8 protein-coding genes are annotated in these 19,826 nt (G+C 32.7%); 2 read left to right on the plus strand and 6 right to left on the minus strand.

Annotation, left to right across the window (positions count from 1 at the left end):
- The first annotated feature begins 2 nt into the window (after window positions 1-2).
- Entirely contained in the window at window positions 3-176 is a 174-nt protein-coding gene (locus RNZ47_RS06435; protein ID WP_311937946.1) for a hypothetical protein, read from the plus strand.
- A 322-nt stretch (window positions 177-498) separates the two neighbouring features.
- On the plus strand, window positions 499-831 hold the full coding sequence (locus tag RNZ47_RS06440) for a helix-turn-helix domain-containing protein (RefSeq protein ID WP_311937948.1): 333 nt from the start codon (window positions 499-501) through the stop codon (window positions 829-831).
- Between the two features lie 639 nt (window positions 832-1,470).
- Here RNZ47_RS06440 and RNZ47_RS06445 read toward each other — a convergent pair.
- From RNZ47_RS06445 to RNZ47_RS06470, 6 genes are read right to left on the minus strand one after another with little or no spacing between them, the layout of a single operon-like run.
- Window positions 1,471-2,127 (minus strand): hypothetical protein, encoded by a 657-nt coding sequence (locus tag RNZ47_RS06445; protein ID WP_311937950.1) that lies wholly within the window; start codon window positions 2,125-2,127, stop codon window positions 1,471-1,473.
- A gap of 14 nt (window positions 2,128-2,141) precedes the next feature.
- Complete coding sequence (locus RNZ47_RS06450; protein ID WP_311937951.1) at window positions 2,142-3,629, minus strand: DUF2779 domain-containing protein; 1,488 nt, start codon at window positions 3,627-3,629, stop codon at window positions 2,142-2,144.
- A 20-nt stretch (window positions 3,630-3,649) separates the two neighbouring features.
- On the minus strand, window positions 3,650-4,462 hold the full coding sequence (locus tag RNZ47_RS06455; protein ID WP_311937953.1) for a hypothetical protein: 813 nt from the start codon (window positions 4,460-4,462) through the stop codon (window positions 3,650-3,652).
- An 8-nt stretch (window positions 4,463-4,470) separates the two neighbouring features.
- Window positions 4,471-10,449, minus strand: coding sequence for a DEAD/DEAH box helicase family protein (locus RNZ47_RS06460; protein WP_311937955.1), 5,979 nt, complete (start codon window positions 10,447-10,449; stop codon window positions 4,471-4,473).
- 12 nt (window positions 10,450-10,461) lie between these two features.
- Window positions 10,462-14,943 (minus strand): sacsin N-terminal ATP-binding-like domain-containing protein, encoded by a 4,482-nt coding sequence (locus RNZ47_RS06465; RefSeq protein ID WP_311937957.1) that lies wholly within the window; start codon window positions 14,941-14,943, stop codon window positions 10,462-10,464.
- Window positions 14,944-14,950: 7 nt separating this feature from the next.
- A complete protein-coding gene (locus RNZ47_RS06470) occupies window positions 14,951-19,825 on the minus strand; it encodes an Eco57I restriction-modification methylase domain-containing protein (protein ID WP_311937959.1) in 4,875 nt (1,624 codons plus the stop codon).
- Window position 19,826 lies beyond the last annotated feature (1 nt).

Genomic DNA, 19,826 nt, shown 5'->3' on the forward strand with positions numbered 1-19,826 from the left:
TCATGAAAACAGATCTTTCACTTAAAGTAGGCACCACGTCTGGTACTTTATTGAGTATTGTACCGAATATTTTTTCGGAAGATATTCTAAAAACTGTTATTTTAGCAGTCGTTGGTGCTTCGGTTAGTTTCGCTGTATCTCTTTTATTAAAATGGTTAACAAAATCTAAAAAATAGATTATTCAGTTTTGATTGGTAACCTTTACTGAATTCATCAAAGTCCAGTCATATCGATTGGACTTTTTTCTTTTGCATAAATTTTTTCAAAGAAAAGAAAAAAAGAAAGCTGATGTTAAGGTAGCGTGGGTGATGCTGTCAAGGTTTTTGTATAAAAGTTTTTTATGCAAAAATGTTGAAACAGGCGTAATGAGTTTCTTTAAAAAAGTTTTATTCAAAACCCGTAGGGCTTGACCTTTATAACATTGCGCGCTGGCAGAAGGAAGCTACCTATATTTGCTGCCTTTTTTTATTTTCATACTCTAATATAAACTTGATTATTATGGAAAATCCTTTTGAAATTATTAATGAAAGATTAGAGCGCATTGAAAATTTACTTACAAACATTTATGCAAATATTGGAACAAAAGAAACCAACTTCATTACTACTAAAATTATGGATATAGAACAGCTTTCAAATTATTTAGGTTTATCTAAATCGCATATATACAAACTTACAAGCAGCCATACAATACCGCATTCGAAAAGAGGTAAAAGACTTTATTTTGATAAGGAAACTATAAATACTTGGGTGTTGGAAAATAAAATATGGACACAGGATGATATTGAAAAACAAGCATCTGATTATTTAATTAAAAAAGGGAAACACTTTTAGGGGAATTAACACTTAAAAAAATAGGTTTCAGTTCGTATTTGAGCGTTGGATGAAGCGTGTGTATGTGTAGCGTTTTAAATAGTTGTTTGATAAAAGAGCATTTAAACAAGCTACTTATACAGGGCTTTTTGACAATAGCTTATTGCTTTTTAAGGAACAAAAAAAGTAATGTGCTATGGCGTATAAATACATTTTATATGCCTATTTTTTTATAACCGCTGACTTGGGTGGTGGGGAAAAGTGGTTTTATAATTTCAAAGAAACGAAAAGTTTATGTTTAAGTTCAAATTTGAGCGTAGGCAAGCCGATATTTTACATAATACCAGTTATAGCTACGAAACAATTAAAACTTGCGTAGCAAAACCTATAAACAATGTTTTGCTACTATAACTTGTATTATGTAACATAGCTTGGGTAAGTTTAGGGTTTTTATGATACCATAATAGATGAATAGCTTATTGTATTTTGGTTTGATTTTATGAAAACCAAAACTGCAATGTGCTATTACCTTGAAGACCTAAAAAACGCTAAACTTGTAAGGTAAGCGGAACAACACAAAAGACAGAGGGTTATTGCTTTACGCAATAAACTGGGTTTTGGGTTGTGGGGATTTTAAAGTCATTAAAGAAACACAAATAATTACCTTGAGCTTTTCAGTTCTTCGTAAGTTTTACCACCTAAACTATTTATAAAATCTTTTAGCCTTATTGTTTTGATTAAGTCAGAATGATATTCATCTTGCTCTGATACATCTTTGAATGTAATTGTGGCACTTATAATTCTATCGTTTTCATCTTTTACAACATTAGAAGTTTCACCTCCACCATAAACACAATCTTCAGACATTAAATAATCAAGTTTTTTTTGAACAAAATCAAGACAAGTTTCATAGCGTAATACATGACAATCGTGAGTTTTCTTTAATTCTTCATAAGTATCTTCATCATTCGTAAATAAGTCACCAACAAAATTAATATCTGCTCCTTTTCTTATAAAAAAATGAAATAAATTTTTGTAAGGTGCTTTGTCAATTAATAATGATAAGAAATTTGGAACCCAATCGTCTACTGAAAAATTAAAACTTACGTTATCATATATAAAAGGATAAAAAATATTTTTGTAAATCTTATAATCTTTATTATTGTAACACCCTTCAATTATTTTAACTAACAATCTTTGTTTATCGCTTTCTGTTAAAAACGGTCTCTTTAACCAGTAAGAAGATAAAAAACGATTATAATTACCATCTTCTAAATATTTGTATAATTCATATGTATATTTATAACCTTGAAGCATCTACATTTTGTATTTTAAATAATTTCTTTCAAAACCTCATATATCTTAACCATCGCATAGGTGTCACGTTTACAATATTCCAGTAAATCTTTTCTTTTTTTTGCGTAATCGCCGGTAAATTCGGCGCTTGCCATTTGTGCAAATATGGTACTTGCAGTACCGCCTTCTTTGATTTCTAAATCTTGGTATGACAACTCTGGTACTAATGCAGGCAGCACATATTTTATTGAATAACTTCCTTTCATTTCTGGGGTATAATACCAACGTTTTTGAAACGGTATCATTAAGTCTTTTAAGCGATTTATTATGTTATTTATTTCGTTGGCATGTGCAGGGAATAATGTGATGAGATCGTTTAGTTTACCTCTTTCGAAGCCTATGTTATAGACTAAAATATCACCTGAAGTACTACAATCTTTAATTAATTGTTTTACAAAAACAATTCTAGGGTCTTCATTGGTGGTTGTTTCTGCTAAATATTCAAAGTGTTGTAACTCTCCTTCTTTTTCTTTCTGAACATGCAGGGAATATTGAAACACAAATTGTTGATAGGGTCTCGTATTATCATAAATAGGAATCGCTGAACCCATGGTTTCAAAATCCAAAAAATATAATGGATAGTTTAGATCGCTTATAAAGGTTGAAATATTTTCTTTATCTATATGCGTGGCACTATTTAATTCGCTTGTGACTTGTAATAGCTGATTCGCATTTAAAGGATTGTTCTCTAAATCAATTTGATCGAGCGTTACAATACCTTGGTCGTATAATTGAAATTTTTTGTTTGTCCTTAAATTTGAAATATCAAAAATTGAATAGTCTGGTATGTGTTTCCAGCAATGTCCTTTGAAATCGCATGAGTAGGGGGAATCACAATGAGCACCAATATCAATATTAGGTATTGTCTCTTGTTTTATAACTTGTTTTAAGTTTTGAACTTGATTCGGTATAATTGGTAACACTTCTAGAACCCTATCAAAAACTGATTCTATCGTAAATAATTCCTGAATATTAATAGGACCATTTTTTAAATATTGGTTATTGATATATACTATGGAAATGTCTTTTAAATCGATTCCAGAATTTACTATGGTGTAGTATTGTATTGCAGCATCATATATATAAGTATCTGAAACACTCGTTGAACTTTTTACTTCATAAGCTTTCCAACCATCCGTTTCTTTTACAAGAATGTCTAACGCCGCTAAAACACCATTAAACTGGAACGTAGCTTCATAAATAATAGTTTCTCCCTTTGCAATAAACTCTTGAGTTTTAAATACCGATTCTTGCATTTTAAAATGGCTAGACGGTGATGCATCCGCACCATTAGGGAATAGCTCTTGAGCCAATAACCCAACATTTGTACCTTGATTGAAGATAGCTTGTAATTGTGCTGGTGTTTCATCCTTTAAATTATAATGATGCTTATAGAGGTACAATGATTTTTCGCATTGTAAGCCTCTTATAAATGTTGATTTTGAAAGGATGGGTTTTTGCATTTTTAACAAGATTTCTAGAATTATATTTGATGATTCATTAAATTCATTAAAACATCAATATTTTTAATAGCCTCATTTAATTTTGTTGTTGATGTGTCATCAACTATTAAACTTTTATTTGGGTGCGCAACAACTAATCTAATTGCATTAATTCTGTGAATCATTTTATCTAATTTACTTGCAGTTAAATTTAAATGTTCAAGAAATCCCAGATTCTTAAAAATATAGACTAAATCTGTTAAATATAGATACTCAATAAAGGTATAGTCATAACCCTTTTTATTATCCTCGTTATACCGAAATAAAGCATCTTTTCCGTTATTAGATTCTGTGCGATTTTCAAATAATTTAATTAGTGTATTATCACTTACTCCATTATTATAAATGTATTCACCCATTTTATGTTCTAATTGAATAATGAGATTGTATAAATACAAATAAACATGCTTACAATTCAAATTACCAATAGTTATCAAACCAACAGTTTCAGAAAGATTATCCAGAAAAAAATAATTGGATTTTGAGCTGTCAAATTTATTGATAGCATCCTCTATGCTTGTTAAATAATAAAGTGTGTTTGAAGCATCAATTTCTTTTTTAATGATATTACCAGTAGAATAATCACTCCACCTAATTGTTGTATAATAATGGGAATAGCTATTATCTTTATTAATAATTGGAAGTACATCAAATTTATAAGCAGACATTATTTGCGATGCATCCTTTATAGTTTTGGATTCACAAATATTAATCCAATCGAGTTTATTAATCCCAGCTAGTGCAACAGATATTTTTGGATTTCCCGGGTCTTTAAAATGGGCTAATTCTTTCATTCAATTTATTACCTTAATAATTTCAATATTGCATACAATCTTAAGAATTCTTCCCAAATTGCTTTATCTATTTCCTTTTGCTCTGTAGTAACTAGATTGGATTTTATATCAAAATCCTTGAATCTCACAAAAACCCTTGACTTATATAATTCATTGGCTTCTGTTACATCAGATTTCATGTATGCATTTGGCCCCGGTTTAGCTAATTCACCATCTGAAATCATTGTATTTACATCTAAAAGCTTTGAAGCGACTACTTCATCAAAGATGTATTTGTTAAATTCATCTTGACGCGCAGCAAAAAAGTATCCTATTTCCGAATTTATATTTAACGAATTGCTATTTGCCAAAAACCATAGTAAACGTTCTATTGAATTTTTTGCTTTTAACAAGCCTTTATTCAGTTTTTGAGCCATTGGATAATTGTTTAATGCTTGAATTGCTTTTCTGAAGCGTAACGCATCAACATACAAGCTGTCTGTTCTCGAATTATCATCTTCGTTTTCAAATAACAGTACATCAGTCCAGCTTAACGACCATGGTATTATATTAGGTGTTTCAGCAATAGCATCTCTAATTACAATGTCTTCATAAAAACGCATGTGTTTATCAGAAGCATGATATGTGTATCCATCTAAATAAATAGCAACATCTTTAAAAGCTAATAAAGTGTCGATGTCATTAACTACCTGACCATCTCTTTCAATTTGGATACACTTTATTAAGAAATCAGTTCTGGTGCTTACTGAAACTCCATCTTTTTCTCCTAAATTTATTTGCGGTCTGATAGCATAAGTTATATTACCTCCATCTATGGGTAATTTTAAGCGATAGGTTTGGATTCCATTTTCTTTGACCTCACCAAACAAAAAGTTCTTATCAGAATATTTTACAGTATAATTCTTTAAAGCATAAATAAATTTAGATTCCAATTCACTTTCTTCAATCATCCCTGTTTTTGTTAGAGAGGAAATACCTTGATTAATTGGTTCCCAATCCTTGGATTGGTCTACAATATTTTTAAATATCTGTTCTGCTCTTTCCCTGCTTAAATCCTCTCTTATATATTGGTTTGAATACGTTAAAATACATCTATAACAACCGTCTTTACCTTGGTCTTTACAGGAACATTCTTTAATTGCCTTATAGGCTTCATTTAATAAATCTGTAAATTCTTTTGGGTTAAATAATTTTTGTAGATAACCTGTTCCTCCAGGGATGGTGTCATAGGCCACCAAATACCTATCAAACCTTTGATTAGCTTGATTATACTCTGAATAAAAGTCGAATGCTACGTGATCTGGATTACCTTTATAATATTTTTTTAGCCCCAATTGCAAACCTGCTTTAAACATTTGCTGTGTCGCCTCGTTTAAAAACTCTTGAACAGGTAAGAGTATTTTTATAGCCTCTGTTTTAATGCTTCTAAATAAAAAGACTTCTTCGAAAACATCATTGGGAACACCATTATAATCTTCTTCTCTATGTTTGCAGAAACCGTAATGAAATTTTTTATAGGTACTGTTTAAAACTAAATTTGGTTTTGAGGTTGACTTACCACAATGCTTGCAAGTTACAAAGCCATGACGAGCTACATTTTCAAATTGATTGATTGTTATGTGACTTGAATTTAATACCCCTGTTCCTAAATTTACCTTTGTTAACTGAACATCTTTTACATATTCGATACCAAATGGAATTTTTACCATTCCCCAGGTACCTTCAATGGTTTTGGGGTTGAATTTGAAGTGCGTAGAAACGGTGTAGTGCTGTTGCTCTCTTTCGTCTTTAGCATCATTAAGTGTCGATTTATTTCTAGAATTTACCGATTTTACGGTCTGTAATCTGGCAAACATATGTTTGTTAGATGCCGAGTTCCAAGATTCATTACCACATTTAGGGCATAGTCCTTTTTCTGCCTTTAAGTCTTCTTCAAGATGGTCGCAATTAGAACAAAAGCGCATTGCAACTAAACTCGATTTTTCTCCACTCCAATCGTAGGTGTTTAAACCCGAAATTTCTAATCTATTGCCTTGACTATAGAAATAATTATCGGGTGCAAACTCTTTCAATGCAGAAGCAGCTGAACGTACTATTTCAAATGATTTGTTTTCAGGTTCTTGTTCGGCACCTTCTGGTTTAAAACCATAAACATGTGCGTTTAAGGTAACACCAGTTTCAGGGAATGCGTAATTAGGTAACACACCCACATTTGTAAGGTGTTCAATAACTTGTCTGGTTTCAATCCCTTTTTTTAACTGCCAAAGCGCCCTTTTTTCACGCGTTAATTCCTTATGCTCGTCATCTGTTTCCCCTAACTCTTTTTCCTTGATATAATCATCAATATCAGCTACTTTTTGAATGATAAAAAAACATTCATTTTTTAAATCCTCGAAGACTCTAACTAATTTATTCTGAAAAACGCCTTGTTGAATGGCTATTTTAATATCATCAATAATAGTCATGTCTATTTGACCATCGTAAGCCGTTTTAAAGGCCTGAATTAATTGTTTTTGATTATCTAAAACAAATCCTAATAATTGATTTATAAAAAACCCTTTGCTACTTAATTTACCTGCCTCTAGTAAGTTTAATTGTTTAATTAAAGCAGGTATTTGATGTCTTTCAGGATCTTCCTTAGTCCAACTATCAAAACAATAAGCTGTAAAATGTCTAAACAAAATGTCTTTAGCATTTAAGAAGCACCCAGGTGTATTTATATCACCTTCCATCATTTCATTAGGTTCTTCATAGTAAAACAAATCATGCGCCTTATTTTGGGAAAAATTTGTGATTAACGCGGTGCCTGAAGAACGTCCTGCACGCCCAATTCGTTGTAAAAAATTTGATGGTAACGGTGGAATACTTGTGTTAATTGCAGCATTTAACGACCCTACATCAATACCCATTTCTAAAGTTGATGTGGCTACCAGCGTATTTAAAGAATTGTAGTTTGGTCTTTCTTTAAAATCGTACTCTGTTTTTTCCCTAACTTTTCTATCAAGTACTCCCGTATGTTCTGATGCATAAATTCTTGGGGAATGCTCTCTATTGTAAATTAAGTTATAATAATTGAATGTGTTGTTGTTTGATTTTCCATATTTACCCGGACATCTATAATTTATACAAGCTGTTCCTTCCACTAGGGCATCATTATTATTGACATTTAAGGTAGATGTACACTCATTACAGCTGTAAGTAGCTACTTTGTTGCTTATAATAATTTTTTCAGGGTTTATGGCAAAATTATCACCATCTTTTGCCGTTTCACTATTTAGAATTTCGGCTTCCAACAAGTGCGCAAATAATTTTTGGTAGAACTCGTTAATAACCGCTGTATTATCGGGTACAAATTGAAAGGATTTTTTAAAATAGGCGTGAAACCAATTGGTTGTTCTAGCATGTGTGCTATCAATAATCCCTCTATTATCTGGATAATTCACTACCAATTTAGGAATACGTGTTCTTGGATGATAACGTCTGCTTAAATAATGTCTACCATCACGCATCCAATTTAAATCCCATATTTTAAGATCTCTTGTTCTAAATTTTACTAAATAATCATGATTTACAGCCCCACGAATACGCATACGGTGTAAACAACCATTTAGAAATTTTAAAAAATCATCTTTCGTCATGCGCTCTAGCATATTCTCATTTAGCCATGGTTCCATGATAGAAAATATGGTCTCAAATTTTTCATGATTAAAACTAGGTGCTGATGAGCTTGTTTTTTCCAATGTCCTACCAATGCCTGCATTATACCCAAACTCTGAAATTATTTCCCAAAATACACGGGTATCAAACTCTTTTTCAAAGGTTTTGGAAAATGAGTTTGTGGTTAAGTTTCTAAAATCTTCAACTCTGGCTTCTCCAATTCTGTCTGCCGGAAAAAAACGATAGAAATAGGCCTCTAAATGGTTTTTTTCTGTTGGATCTGCATGTGTTTTCCAATACGCAATAAATTTTTCTTTTAGAGTAATTAAGTCTGTTGGTTCATTGATTTCATTAATGACTTTTTGCAAAGACGCTCTAAATGTAAACCTGTAATTTCTAGATTCTATAAATCCTGCTTGGTGTGCTGCATCTTGAACACCATTAGTGAATGCTAATACTTTACGATATTTTTCACCACGCTCATCTAAATTTGAAGCGAGTATTTGACTGGTTGTAATAGAATTTAAAGTTGCGATACGCGTACCTATTATACTCATATCGTTATTGGCGTTACATTCAGGACAGGTGTGTAAGCCTTTATTGTCCCTAACTTTTCTGTAAGCTAATAGATTGATTCGTCTATCAGACGGTGTATCATGAAATTTTAAATCTACCTCATGTACATAGGGTGTTATGGCTGCGGTAGGCTCATATTCGTCAATTTTATAATGTGCTGGTGTATTATAGTTTACAAAATAAACGTTTTTGTGATTGCTAAAATATTGTTCATAAACTTCTAATGGATCTAACTCAAATTGGTTTCGGTTGTCTTGCTTATTTGCTAACCATCCGCTTGCTCCACATTCACGACAGAAATACGGTGGTAATGCTTGTGCTTCATTTTTGCCTCCAATTTTATCACGCCATGTAAACTTTGGTTGTTCAGAAAAGACTCTTAACACACCACTTAATTCACGAATCCATATTTGAATTTGAAGGAATAAAAAAGGAAACCGTTCTTTTTCATCTGCTTTAGCTTCTGCAATTAAGGCTAAAATAGACGTGATGACTTCCTCTTTGGGGTGGTAGTCATGTTCAGCATCGTATTCAATGATGTTTTTAAAATTAGCGTTACTATCATCTAACCTATTAATGAGTTGATTTATAGACACAATACCTTCACTGCAAAGTGTACTTATCTCTTTAACAATCTTTAATTTCTTTAATTCGGAAGCTAGTTGATAGGCCGAAATTGATTCAGGAATCTGCCATAATTTCTTTTGGCGCTTTATGTAATCGTGATACTCTTCATCTATTCCTAATCTGCTTTGTTGAATACCGACTAATCTAGGTAAAAAGGTATCTAATTTATCGTCTGGAAGTGTGTAAAATTCTTCGGAAGATAAGCGGTGTTCAATAATCACCGATTCTGGTGGGAAGATTTCTCCAAACACATCAGATGCGTACTGTGTGAGTAGTTTAACCGAATCTTCTCCTTTTCCTATGGTGGCAGAGGTACCAATAGGACATAAATGATTTTCAGGAATATCCAACTTTAATTTCAACCTACGAATCAAATTTGCTACATCTGTTCCTTGCGCTCCGTCATACGTATGTAATTCATCCAATACTAAAAAACGCAGTAGTTCTGGGTTTTCAAAGTTATGTGACCATAGCTTGTTATAATTATGACGCATTAAACCATAATCCAGCATTTTAAAGTTGGTGAGTAAAATATCTGGTGGATTGCTAATGATGTGGTCTCTGTTTTCAATCACATGAGTTTCTCCCATAGTGGTTGGAAACTTGCTTTTGTTTTTTCCTTCACCAATGAATAATCCCGCTGTTATGGTGCCTTTAAGCTTCTCATCATTAAAAATAGTTTCTGCTAAACGTTTGGCCTGGTCTGTAGCCAAGGCATTCATTGGGTATAAAATAATAACTTTTATACCGCTTTCGTTCTTATGTTTATGACAATAATCTAAAATGGGATATAAAAACGATTCTGTTTTACCCGAACCTGTACCTGTAGTTAATAAGGTAGGTTCTGGTTTATGACCATTTTTGGTATGCAATCGTTTAAACGCTTCAAACTGATGTTTATAAGGTGGGAAATTTGGTTTTATTTCTAATGGTAGCTCCTCATCATCTGTATAGGTAACAAAAGGTAATTTTAAGGACACATAAGGTCCTTTAAAAATGCCTTCTTTTGGATGCTCTATAAAGTTATAGAAAGCATCAGACACTACTTTTTCTTTAAAGCTGAATGTTGCTTTTAAATATTCTATTATGGATTGCTTTACTTCGTAAGCTTGTTGCAGTGGTAGCATATTTTATCTTTATTATTCTATATCTAAATAGACAATGTATTCGTTAGTTATTGGTTGGTATTTAGAGTTTGTATAAAAGTCTTTAATAGGAATTATGGTTTTACCATTTTTAACTAACCAAATTTCATAATCTTCTTGATTTTGTTCACCAAAGTTGAATTCATCTTTTGACAAATAAAATATCCCTGTATTAAAGGTTTTTACTTCTATAAATTTAATATTTCCGTTTTCATCTGTAAACCTAATGTCATAATGCAACCCTTCATTATCTTCGGAAGCCTTATAGATGTTCGTGTAATTATTGTCTTTCAGATATTGCATCACACAATCTTCCGAGGCGTTACCAATTTGTTTTAGTTTCCCTTTATTGTCTTTTCCTGGTAAATATGGTTTTCTGTTACCTGCCCCTTTAAAAGGCGTCTTCTTTTGCTTTAGTTTTTCACTCGAAACAACTTCTAATTCATTTGTTTGGGATTGATTTTTGTTTTCGTTTTGATTCGTTTCAGTTTTAGTATTCAATTGTGATTCTAAAATAGCTTTTAAGCTTTCTAAATTTTCTTCAAAATGTAACAGACTCTTTAACTCAATATCCTGATTTATTAGTTCTAATTCTGTATTAGAAAAATAAGAGCCGTTCGTGACTAATATCTTATGAAAGTCCATTATGTTACTTTCTAGTTTTAGATCTCCATAAATACCAGAAATGTAATTATTTAAAATCTTATTTTCCTCTATTTGAAACACGTGTTTTTGGTTTTCTGACATTTCTTTGGCAAAACCTTCATATGCCTCCAGCTTATTTATTTCGGTTAAAAAAGTTTTCTTTTCTTCTAAATTCCCCTTAAGTAGCTTGTTCCAAATTGCTGTTTTAACTTTTGGTTTGTTAGATAATATTATATCTCTGATTGTTTTAAAATGCTGTACTTCATATGAAATTTTATAGGGATAAATATTAGCAAACTCTTTGAGCGATATACGTAACTCGTTAAACAAGTTTTTCAATTTATTGACTTGTGTATTACTAGAAATATTCTCATATTCTAATTTAGCCACATCAAAGCTTACTTTTAATTTTTCTGCTAATAATGTATTTAAAGCGATATCATCTAGTCCTTCATCATATTCAATACCTTTTAAAGTGAACATTGTTTTCCAGAATGCTTGCTTATAATCTGCTAGTCCCAATAATTCTTTAGCTTCTTTTAAAGTATCTTCACTAAAATCTCTTATAATATCACTTTCAACAACCTCTATATCGCTTCTAATAATATTTCGGAATTCTGTCTTGTCATTTTTTACATCAAAGGATAAAGCTAGAATTTCAGCAATGTTATCAGTAAAATCAGAGTTATTAATAAGGTCCTTTAACACATCGAATGAATTTACTTTCATGTAATAGGTGTGCTCCTCAACATGAATGTATTCGTAGGTTGAAGTACCATACTGTTTTTCATTTACCTTATAGTCCAATTCAGAACATAAGACAAGTTTAATCTTATTACAAATTGATGCTTGTATTTGTTGTGATTTTAAATCATCAAAATCATGGATTCTTTGTGCGAGAATGTATGGCTTTAATTCAGAGAGATGCTTATTAAACTGTTCCGAAATATTTTCAAGAATTTGATGTGACTCTAATTCGATTTCAATATCATTTAAATCGTTAATCCCGAAAAACTTTATAGCCTCAACACCACCAGAACGTGCGGGGAAATTAAAAATTGGGAAGTCCTTTTTTAACTTATTAGGTAACTTTATTTTTTCACTAAAATAGATTTGATTTTGATTATAAACTTTATCTTTTTCACCATCATTTGCAAACAACTTTATGGGTGTATTAATAACAATTTTATTCTCTTTATAATGACTTAATGCCTTTTTGTAAAAGGTAACAGACTTTGAACCGTCTGGATATTTAACAGGTAGTTTATTTATAATATCTGCGACTTTCTCAATCGGTAAATCATTAAAATTATCTTTAGCACCTAACGCTACTAAAATTTCTTGAATAACACTTTTAGATAAGTTGTTTTCAATAAATAACGGATGTCTATAATTGATTTCTAAATCATTAACCCAGTTGTATTTTTCATCAATTAATAAATTCCTGAACTTAATATTATAGTGCTTCTCTATTAAATATTTTAGAAAGGACGTTTTTTCTCTGTAATAGTATTTAGTACGATATAAATATTCTACTGTATCTTTATTAGAATCATTATATAACTGACCTTTTAACTTACTGTCAACATGTATCCAAAGAATAAAATTTTCTAATGGGATATTCTTTAATATATCATGGAACCCTACAATGGTAATGACATCTAGTGAATAACTTGTATATACCTCTTTATGAATATATCTGAAATAATTATCAGCACCATTATTTTTAAACTCTTTATTTTCATATTTGGCATGCTCATTCACTTTTAACCACAAAAGATAATCTTGAACCTTGTAAATAGCCTCTTCGTTATTTAAATCGATTCCCAGCTCTTTTGGATTAGCTATATAATTTGCATCTGTATAAATCCCTTCAAAAATAATTTGGTTGGCATGTCCCTTTGGGTAAGTATTGGAAAGTATGGTCTCTGAACTAACCACAACCTCTCCATTTAGGTTTATGGTTGGGATTTCTATTGGTAAAGGTGTATTAATAGCCTCTAGATTTATAAACTCGAAGTTGTGAAATAAACAGCTATTCATTTCCTGAATCACTTCCACTTCATTGATATCTGGTTTCTTTAATTCACTTTTGGTTTCTCTTATAATTTTTTGTGCTAAAAAAGCAGGTTCAAAACTATGAATGTTACATAATCCCTCAAGTTTATCTGCTACAAATCGGCTTCGGTTTTTATCCTTTTGAGTATTGTAATTAAATAGTTCACTTAAACTAAAATATAACTGAGGATTGATAAACTTTATTTTAGCATAATCTGGTGTTTTTAGTGTACTGTTTTTAGTCTCAGGAGTGTACACATATTCATTACCAAGAATTGGTTTTTCATACTTGTCAACAAGCAAATTTAGTTTAATCTTATAGCCTGATAATTCAAAACGTTTTTTTACAATTTCATTTATAAACAAGCTACGTTGCTCAATAGTTAGTGGTAAAGCCGCTATATTGTTAAATACCTGAACAACATCTTTTATGTTTTTAAAGCTGTTATAGATTTCTGAAAAGATTGAAAAGCTAGTGAGATTTACTTTTTCTGCAGGCAATAAATGAAACCCTAAAATTTCAGTTGCTTCTATTTTTTGTAGCATCTTCGCAAAACTATCTCCATAATACACCACTTGGTTAAGTTTACGATAGGTATTATTAACGCAAGGAAACACTTCCTCTTTTTTAAAGGCTGCCTCAATTAAATTGTAATAACCCAAATTATTCAATGTGTCAGCTTTGTAGCTATGATGCAATATTTGTAAAGGTTTATAACTTACCTTTTCTTGGGTAAAGTATTTAGCTACTTTAATAGTAAACTGTACTATTTTTTTAAGAATGATTTTATTTTTATCAGATTGTACGAGTTGGTTTCTTGTAGAATCCAAATCAAACGTAGCATGTAAAATATAAGGTTGTCCTAAATGGATATTAGTTGGAAAAAAGGAATATAATTTCCCTGTAGGTTTTGCCATATTTTCTTCTATGGCTATTTTAATTTGATAGAATTCTTCTTCTATCTTATCACTTTTTAGGACTTCGCCTAAAGATTCTTCTTCTTTAAAAATGTACCATGTGGTGCCTTTGTAACTTATTTTTTCTGTAGGCACAAAAGCATCACTTTCCGTATTAATAGCTTCTTTATGGGTTTCTATAGATTTTACAGATTCGTCAAAACCTTCAAAATTGATACGTTGTAAGCTTTTTAAAAAAAAGAGCGTTTCAGGTGTGATACTTTTAACTTGCTTTAAAATACTGTTAAAAAAAGTAGGTTTATAGGTTATAACTATACTCGTAACATAATTGTTTGATGCTATAGCTTTAACTTCAGGAATGCCTAGAAAAGGTACTGGAATGGCAGTATCAATTAAGCCTTCATCTTTTAAAATAGCGTTACGCTTTTGTTCATCAAAGTTTGAATAGAAAAATGTTTTGCGGCTTTCTTGGTTATACACCAAAGACAGGTTATTGCTTTGAATCTCAATTTGGTCACTCCAATTTATAATAGAACGAAAGCCCAAACCTTTGTTGCCAATATGTTCTTTTTTAGAGATTTTAGAAGAGCGAAAAGGCATAAACAAGGATTTATACCCTTTTTCTGAAAAAGGTGCCCCATTATTACTAATGGTTATGGTATTGGCGTCTTTATCTAATTTAATTAAAACTTCTGTACTACCTTCGTCATCACAATTTTGAAGCAGCTCTAATATTTGCCGCCCATTATAGCCTTTAATGATTTCGTTTTCTTCATTGTACTCCTTTAGTAAATAATCGAAGTCTTTTAAGTAGCCTATTTTTTTTTCTATTTGTGATTTTACGAAGTCTAACATAGGCTATTTAATTGTCGTACTTATTAAAAATAGCCTCAAAATGAGCCCAAGCCACCTTATAATCTTCTACACGGTCGCATTTATCAAATGGTGCGTGGTAGGTTACTACTTTACCTTTGTATAACTCACTTTTTTCTATGGTATGCTCATAGGTTTCTCCTGCTTTTAAGTCTTTAATATCATTCCAAACAGGACGATCTACACCAACTCCTGTTAAACCTTTAGAGCAGGTAAATACAATATTACCTGTGGTATCATACCAAGTGTCATCTTCGTTTTGTTGTAGTACGGGGAACTGTACGTTGTAAATAAGGATTAACTCATCTAACGTTAACCCTAAAGCCATAGCAGTAATAACATCTATCTCTACCAAAGCTTGTCTGCGCTCGTACCAATTGCGCAAGGGCGTTGCCCATTGCCACTCTTTGGTTAAGGTGTTAAATGGTTTTAAGCGTTTATCTGGTTTACTCCAAGTATCTTGTTTAAAATCTTCTTGAAAATTGCGTTCCCATAATGGGGCGTAATATTTGTTTAAACAATTGAGTTGAAGGGTCCTGTTGAATAATTGACGTAAATAGTTTGGTTTAACACCTAAAATTAAAGCAGAAATGCGACTATCAGTTAAGTTTGAAGCACCAATGGTTTTCACAAAAAAATCGAAAACTAAAGAGGCACTTAACCCAGAAAACTCTATTAATTCTATTTCATTTTTAAATGTGACACTAATTACTCCATTAACGTGAGTCGTTTTTGGATGCAAAATAGCTCCTGTTAACGTGCGTTCTCCTGCTTGACTTAACATTTTACGGAAGCCTATTTTGTAATAATCTATCCAATTATCATAAACAGGATTCCCTTCTTCATCTTTACCTGTTTGAAAACCTTTAATTATTGATTCATACCCTGGCGCCACATTTTGCGGTAAGTAATTGGTACGGGCAACATCTTCTTCTTTTAGAACCTCGTGAGATAAAATATCATAATGAGAGTTTAAGGTACAAACCTCGCGTGGTGTTTTATAAAGTGGGTTAGACACATAAAAATGTGGGCCACTATAAATCATCTCAAATTGATTAACCTCTGGAAATTTAGTTTTCCGTTCAATAAATCCAGCATTTAAATCGTTGGTTTCGTCCCAACAAACCGTTATTTTATTTTCAAAATCTTTTACCGTGGTTGGAAATTGCCCTAATTTTTCTAAAACGCTCATAATTTCTTTGGCGTGTACGCTCACTAATTTGGCACTTTGCCAATCGTCTGTACCTTCAAAAGTTTGGGCAATAATTTTAAGTTCTTTTTCTGTGAAGTTTACCAATCGAGAACTATGGGGTTTTATATTCCAAACAAAAGCATTTTTATTTTCATCTTTTATTTTTATTCCCTTTACTTCACCAGCACTATTAGTAATAAAACAACCATCTACTGTTGAAGGATGAAATAGATTTGAAATAGAATTAAAATTAATCTCTAATTTTTCTCCTCTATAAATATGAACTCCATAAATCATTTGATCGTGAACCTCTTGAAAAAGAAGTAGCCCGTTCTTAAATTCAAAATGATATCTCAATCGTTGATATATTTCCTTACGCAAAGGTTGACCTTTAGGGTCGTCATAAACACCTTCTGGGTGTATTAAGCCCAAAAAGCCTTTTTTAGATATCCAATGAAAGCCATTTTCTAAAATACATTTGTACAAGTTGGTTTGTTGGCCTTTAAGCAATGGGTAATTTTGGTAGGCATTCATAAATACCGCAGAGGCTTCAGTTTCTATATACTCCGTAAAATAAGCCTCTTTTTGTGTAGCAACTTCTAAAAAGCTTTGTTGCAATTTACGCACTTGTGGTGCGGTAGTTTTACGTATATCCAACTCTGGGAACACTTCACTCATCAAGCCTTTTTCTTCAAAAAGTAATTTTAACCAAGGCGGGTTACCCACAGCAACATCAAAGCCACCTCGTTCTTTAAATACCTCTATAAATTCTAATTGGTAATGAAAAAAGTGGTTGTTTGCCGCTAATTGGTTCACAATCTTGCTACGCTCATTTTTAAACAACGAGTCAGGATTGCTTTGTAGGGCTTCGCCTAATTTTTTAAGGGTTGCTGTTTTGTCTTTACGGTAACTTTTTAGGGTGTATTGTTTGTTTGGCTCTTCAAACAAGCTTCCTTGTCGTAAACTTGGTTTTGGCAAAAGGTCTTCTTCAACTTCTAGGTCATCATCTTCCAGCAGGTTTAAATCTATATTGATGATTTTTTCAATATCATCGTACCATTGTTGGCGTGTTGGTAACTCTTTGGCATCCCGCATATCCCAAAACCATAAGGCACACCAATAATCCATAATGAGTTTTAATTTGTAATAGGGCGCATTGCTGTTGTTACGTTGTGCTGCTAGTTGTTCTTTTTCATCATAACTGCGTAGACCTAATTTATGTTGTTCCTCGGCTTCATAAGCCCCAAAAAATTCACCTTTGGTTTTGGTTTGGGCATTAATACGTGCTTGGAAGTGATAGTGTTCTTCCAGCAAGAAGTCTATGGCTTTAGAGAGTTTTTGCAAGCGTATAAACTCGTCGCCGTTTATGGGTTGGCAGAAGTCTTTTTTCCAATCGCGAATGTGTGTGGCTTCTGTATCGAACTCGTCTTTTAACAGCTTAATACCAGCTGAAGGCACCATGTTTTTATCGGGCAGCAGGAAATGATAAATCTCGTTGTCCTTGCGTTGTATGGCATCATTAGGTTTAAAATGTAAATGCTTTGGTGCTGTGTCCCACCATTCTTTTTTAATAGGCGAATTGCGTTGTCTGGTGGTTCCTGTTTTTGGGAATTCTACTATAATATCTTTTTTGTTATACACTTTTAACCAAGCGCCCACAACCGCATTCCCCACACCCAAACGGTAGCCAAAAAATGGGGTTTCCATATCTTTATGAATCACGTTAAGCCATAAAGAGAGTTTACCCAACTCGATAGCCGTAGGGTTTAAATCGACCCCATAGGTGTTATTGGTAGCAATGTAGGCTTTTACCTTTTGTAATTCCTCACGAAATTTTTCGGGTGCTATTTTTTGGTTAAGCTCTTTTTGGCGATAGCTTAAATAAGCTTCTGCCAATTGGTTAATCAGTTCGTTATGAAAAGCTGCAGCACCCATTGCAGGTTCCAACAATTTGAGTTCTAAAAGTTCTAGCGCTTTCATTTCGCCAGTTTCTACTTTTTCTAAAATAGATTTCAGCGTGTATTTTACCGTACATTGTGTTAACACCTCTGGTGTATAATACGACGCCGATTTTTGGCGGTCGCGACCACTTAAGCGATATACAAATTGCCCTTTAGGAATAATGACCTCTTTGTTGTTTTTATCTTTCAACACTTCATCATCCTTAAAATCGTCACGTCGTTTACGCGGTACGAGTAAGGTACCCTCTTTAGGTTTTCCCTTGGGATGTACTTCTATATAATCTTGTTCGGCATAAAACCCACGGAAGGCTAATAAACTCTCGTACACCGAACCCAATTGGTTGATGCCCAAATTGGCATAGGAAATACGCCCACGTGCTTTTCCTTTTTGCTTTCGCGATAGGGATAATTGACAAATAACATCTTGCCATACAAAGTTGCGGTACTTGACCCCTTTGAGTTGGTTGAGCTTATCATCATCAAATAAAGGCGAATCGATATGACGGATTCTAAAACTTTTGTTACTGCCGTTTTCGTTTTCACGATAGCCACTTCCCATTAATTGAAAAAGTTGCTGTAAGGAATCGTGAAAGAAATACCCATTTAAACTATGGTCTGTAATGAGCTGGGTTTGTTCTAAATCGCGTAGCATTTCCAAAGAATAGCCTTTTTGATAGACGCTATCTGAAATGGGCAGGATATCTAAATCGGCTCGAGATTCGGCATAAAACACGAATAACAAGCGATACACTATGCTTAAACAGTCGTCCTTCACTTGGGCTTCAAAATTATCGTCGGTTTCATCAAACTCTTCCGACAGTACCGTTTTGCGGTAATACAAGGCTTCATTTGCCAGCGCTTCCACAGCGTGGATGATTCCTTCTTTTAAATCTTTGGTAACCTCGTAAGCACTTTTATGGCTGTCTTCTTCCAGTTGGTCCATTAACACCATATCGCTATCTGGGGCCAGCATTTCTTTAGATAACAACAGATAGAATAAGGAAAAATAGGTGCGTGTTACGGTCGCTTCAGAAAAGAATTCTTCCAAATCAAAATATAGGTATGAGCCTCTAAACCATTTTTCAACATCGATTAAAAACACCACATTACCAGCTATTAGTAAAATATATTGCGGGCGTTCCTTTTGATCTAACAAGCACAATTGTGAAATCGCTTTATTAATTATGACAGGCGATATTTTAAGGTCTTCTTGCACCTTAAAAATGCGGCTCCATTGTGCTCTGTGATAACGTTGCTCTTTAGACTGTAGTTCTTCGTCATCAATATTATACCGCTGTTCGAATAAGCCATCGGGTTCTTCATCTCCTTCTTTAATAAGCGGTTGCATTTCCATCACCATCATATGTAACTTATCACCACGATACAATTTATGGCGTACAGGAAGTACTTCGGTTTCACTAAAATGAAAGGGGTCGTTATATTGATGGTTGCTGCCATCGTAACCTAAAGCATTTAAAAGCAGCGTATGAAATTGGTGGGTTTCGTAAATTTTATCTTTGGTGCGTAAACGCCCTTCAATAATGGTTTGCTTATACTTAAAATACTTATCCTTAAGCGGACTAATGCGTTTTTGTAATGCCTTTTGGTCTTCGTTGCTAAAGCCAGATTTGGTGTGTACTTTTTTAACGAAGTCTTCATCGAAATAATTGGTAGCGAAAAAATCGCCTATGTTGTCTATAAACTTAATCATA

Source organism: Hwangdonia seohaensis (assembly GCF_031932625.1).
In the GTDB taxonomy this organism is placed as follows: domain Bacteria; phylum Bacteroidota; class Bacteroidia; order Flavobacteriales; family Flavobacteriaceae; genus Hwangdonia; species Hwangdonia seohaensis.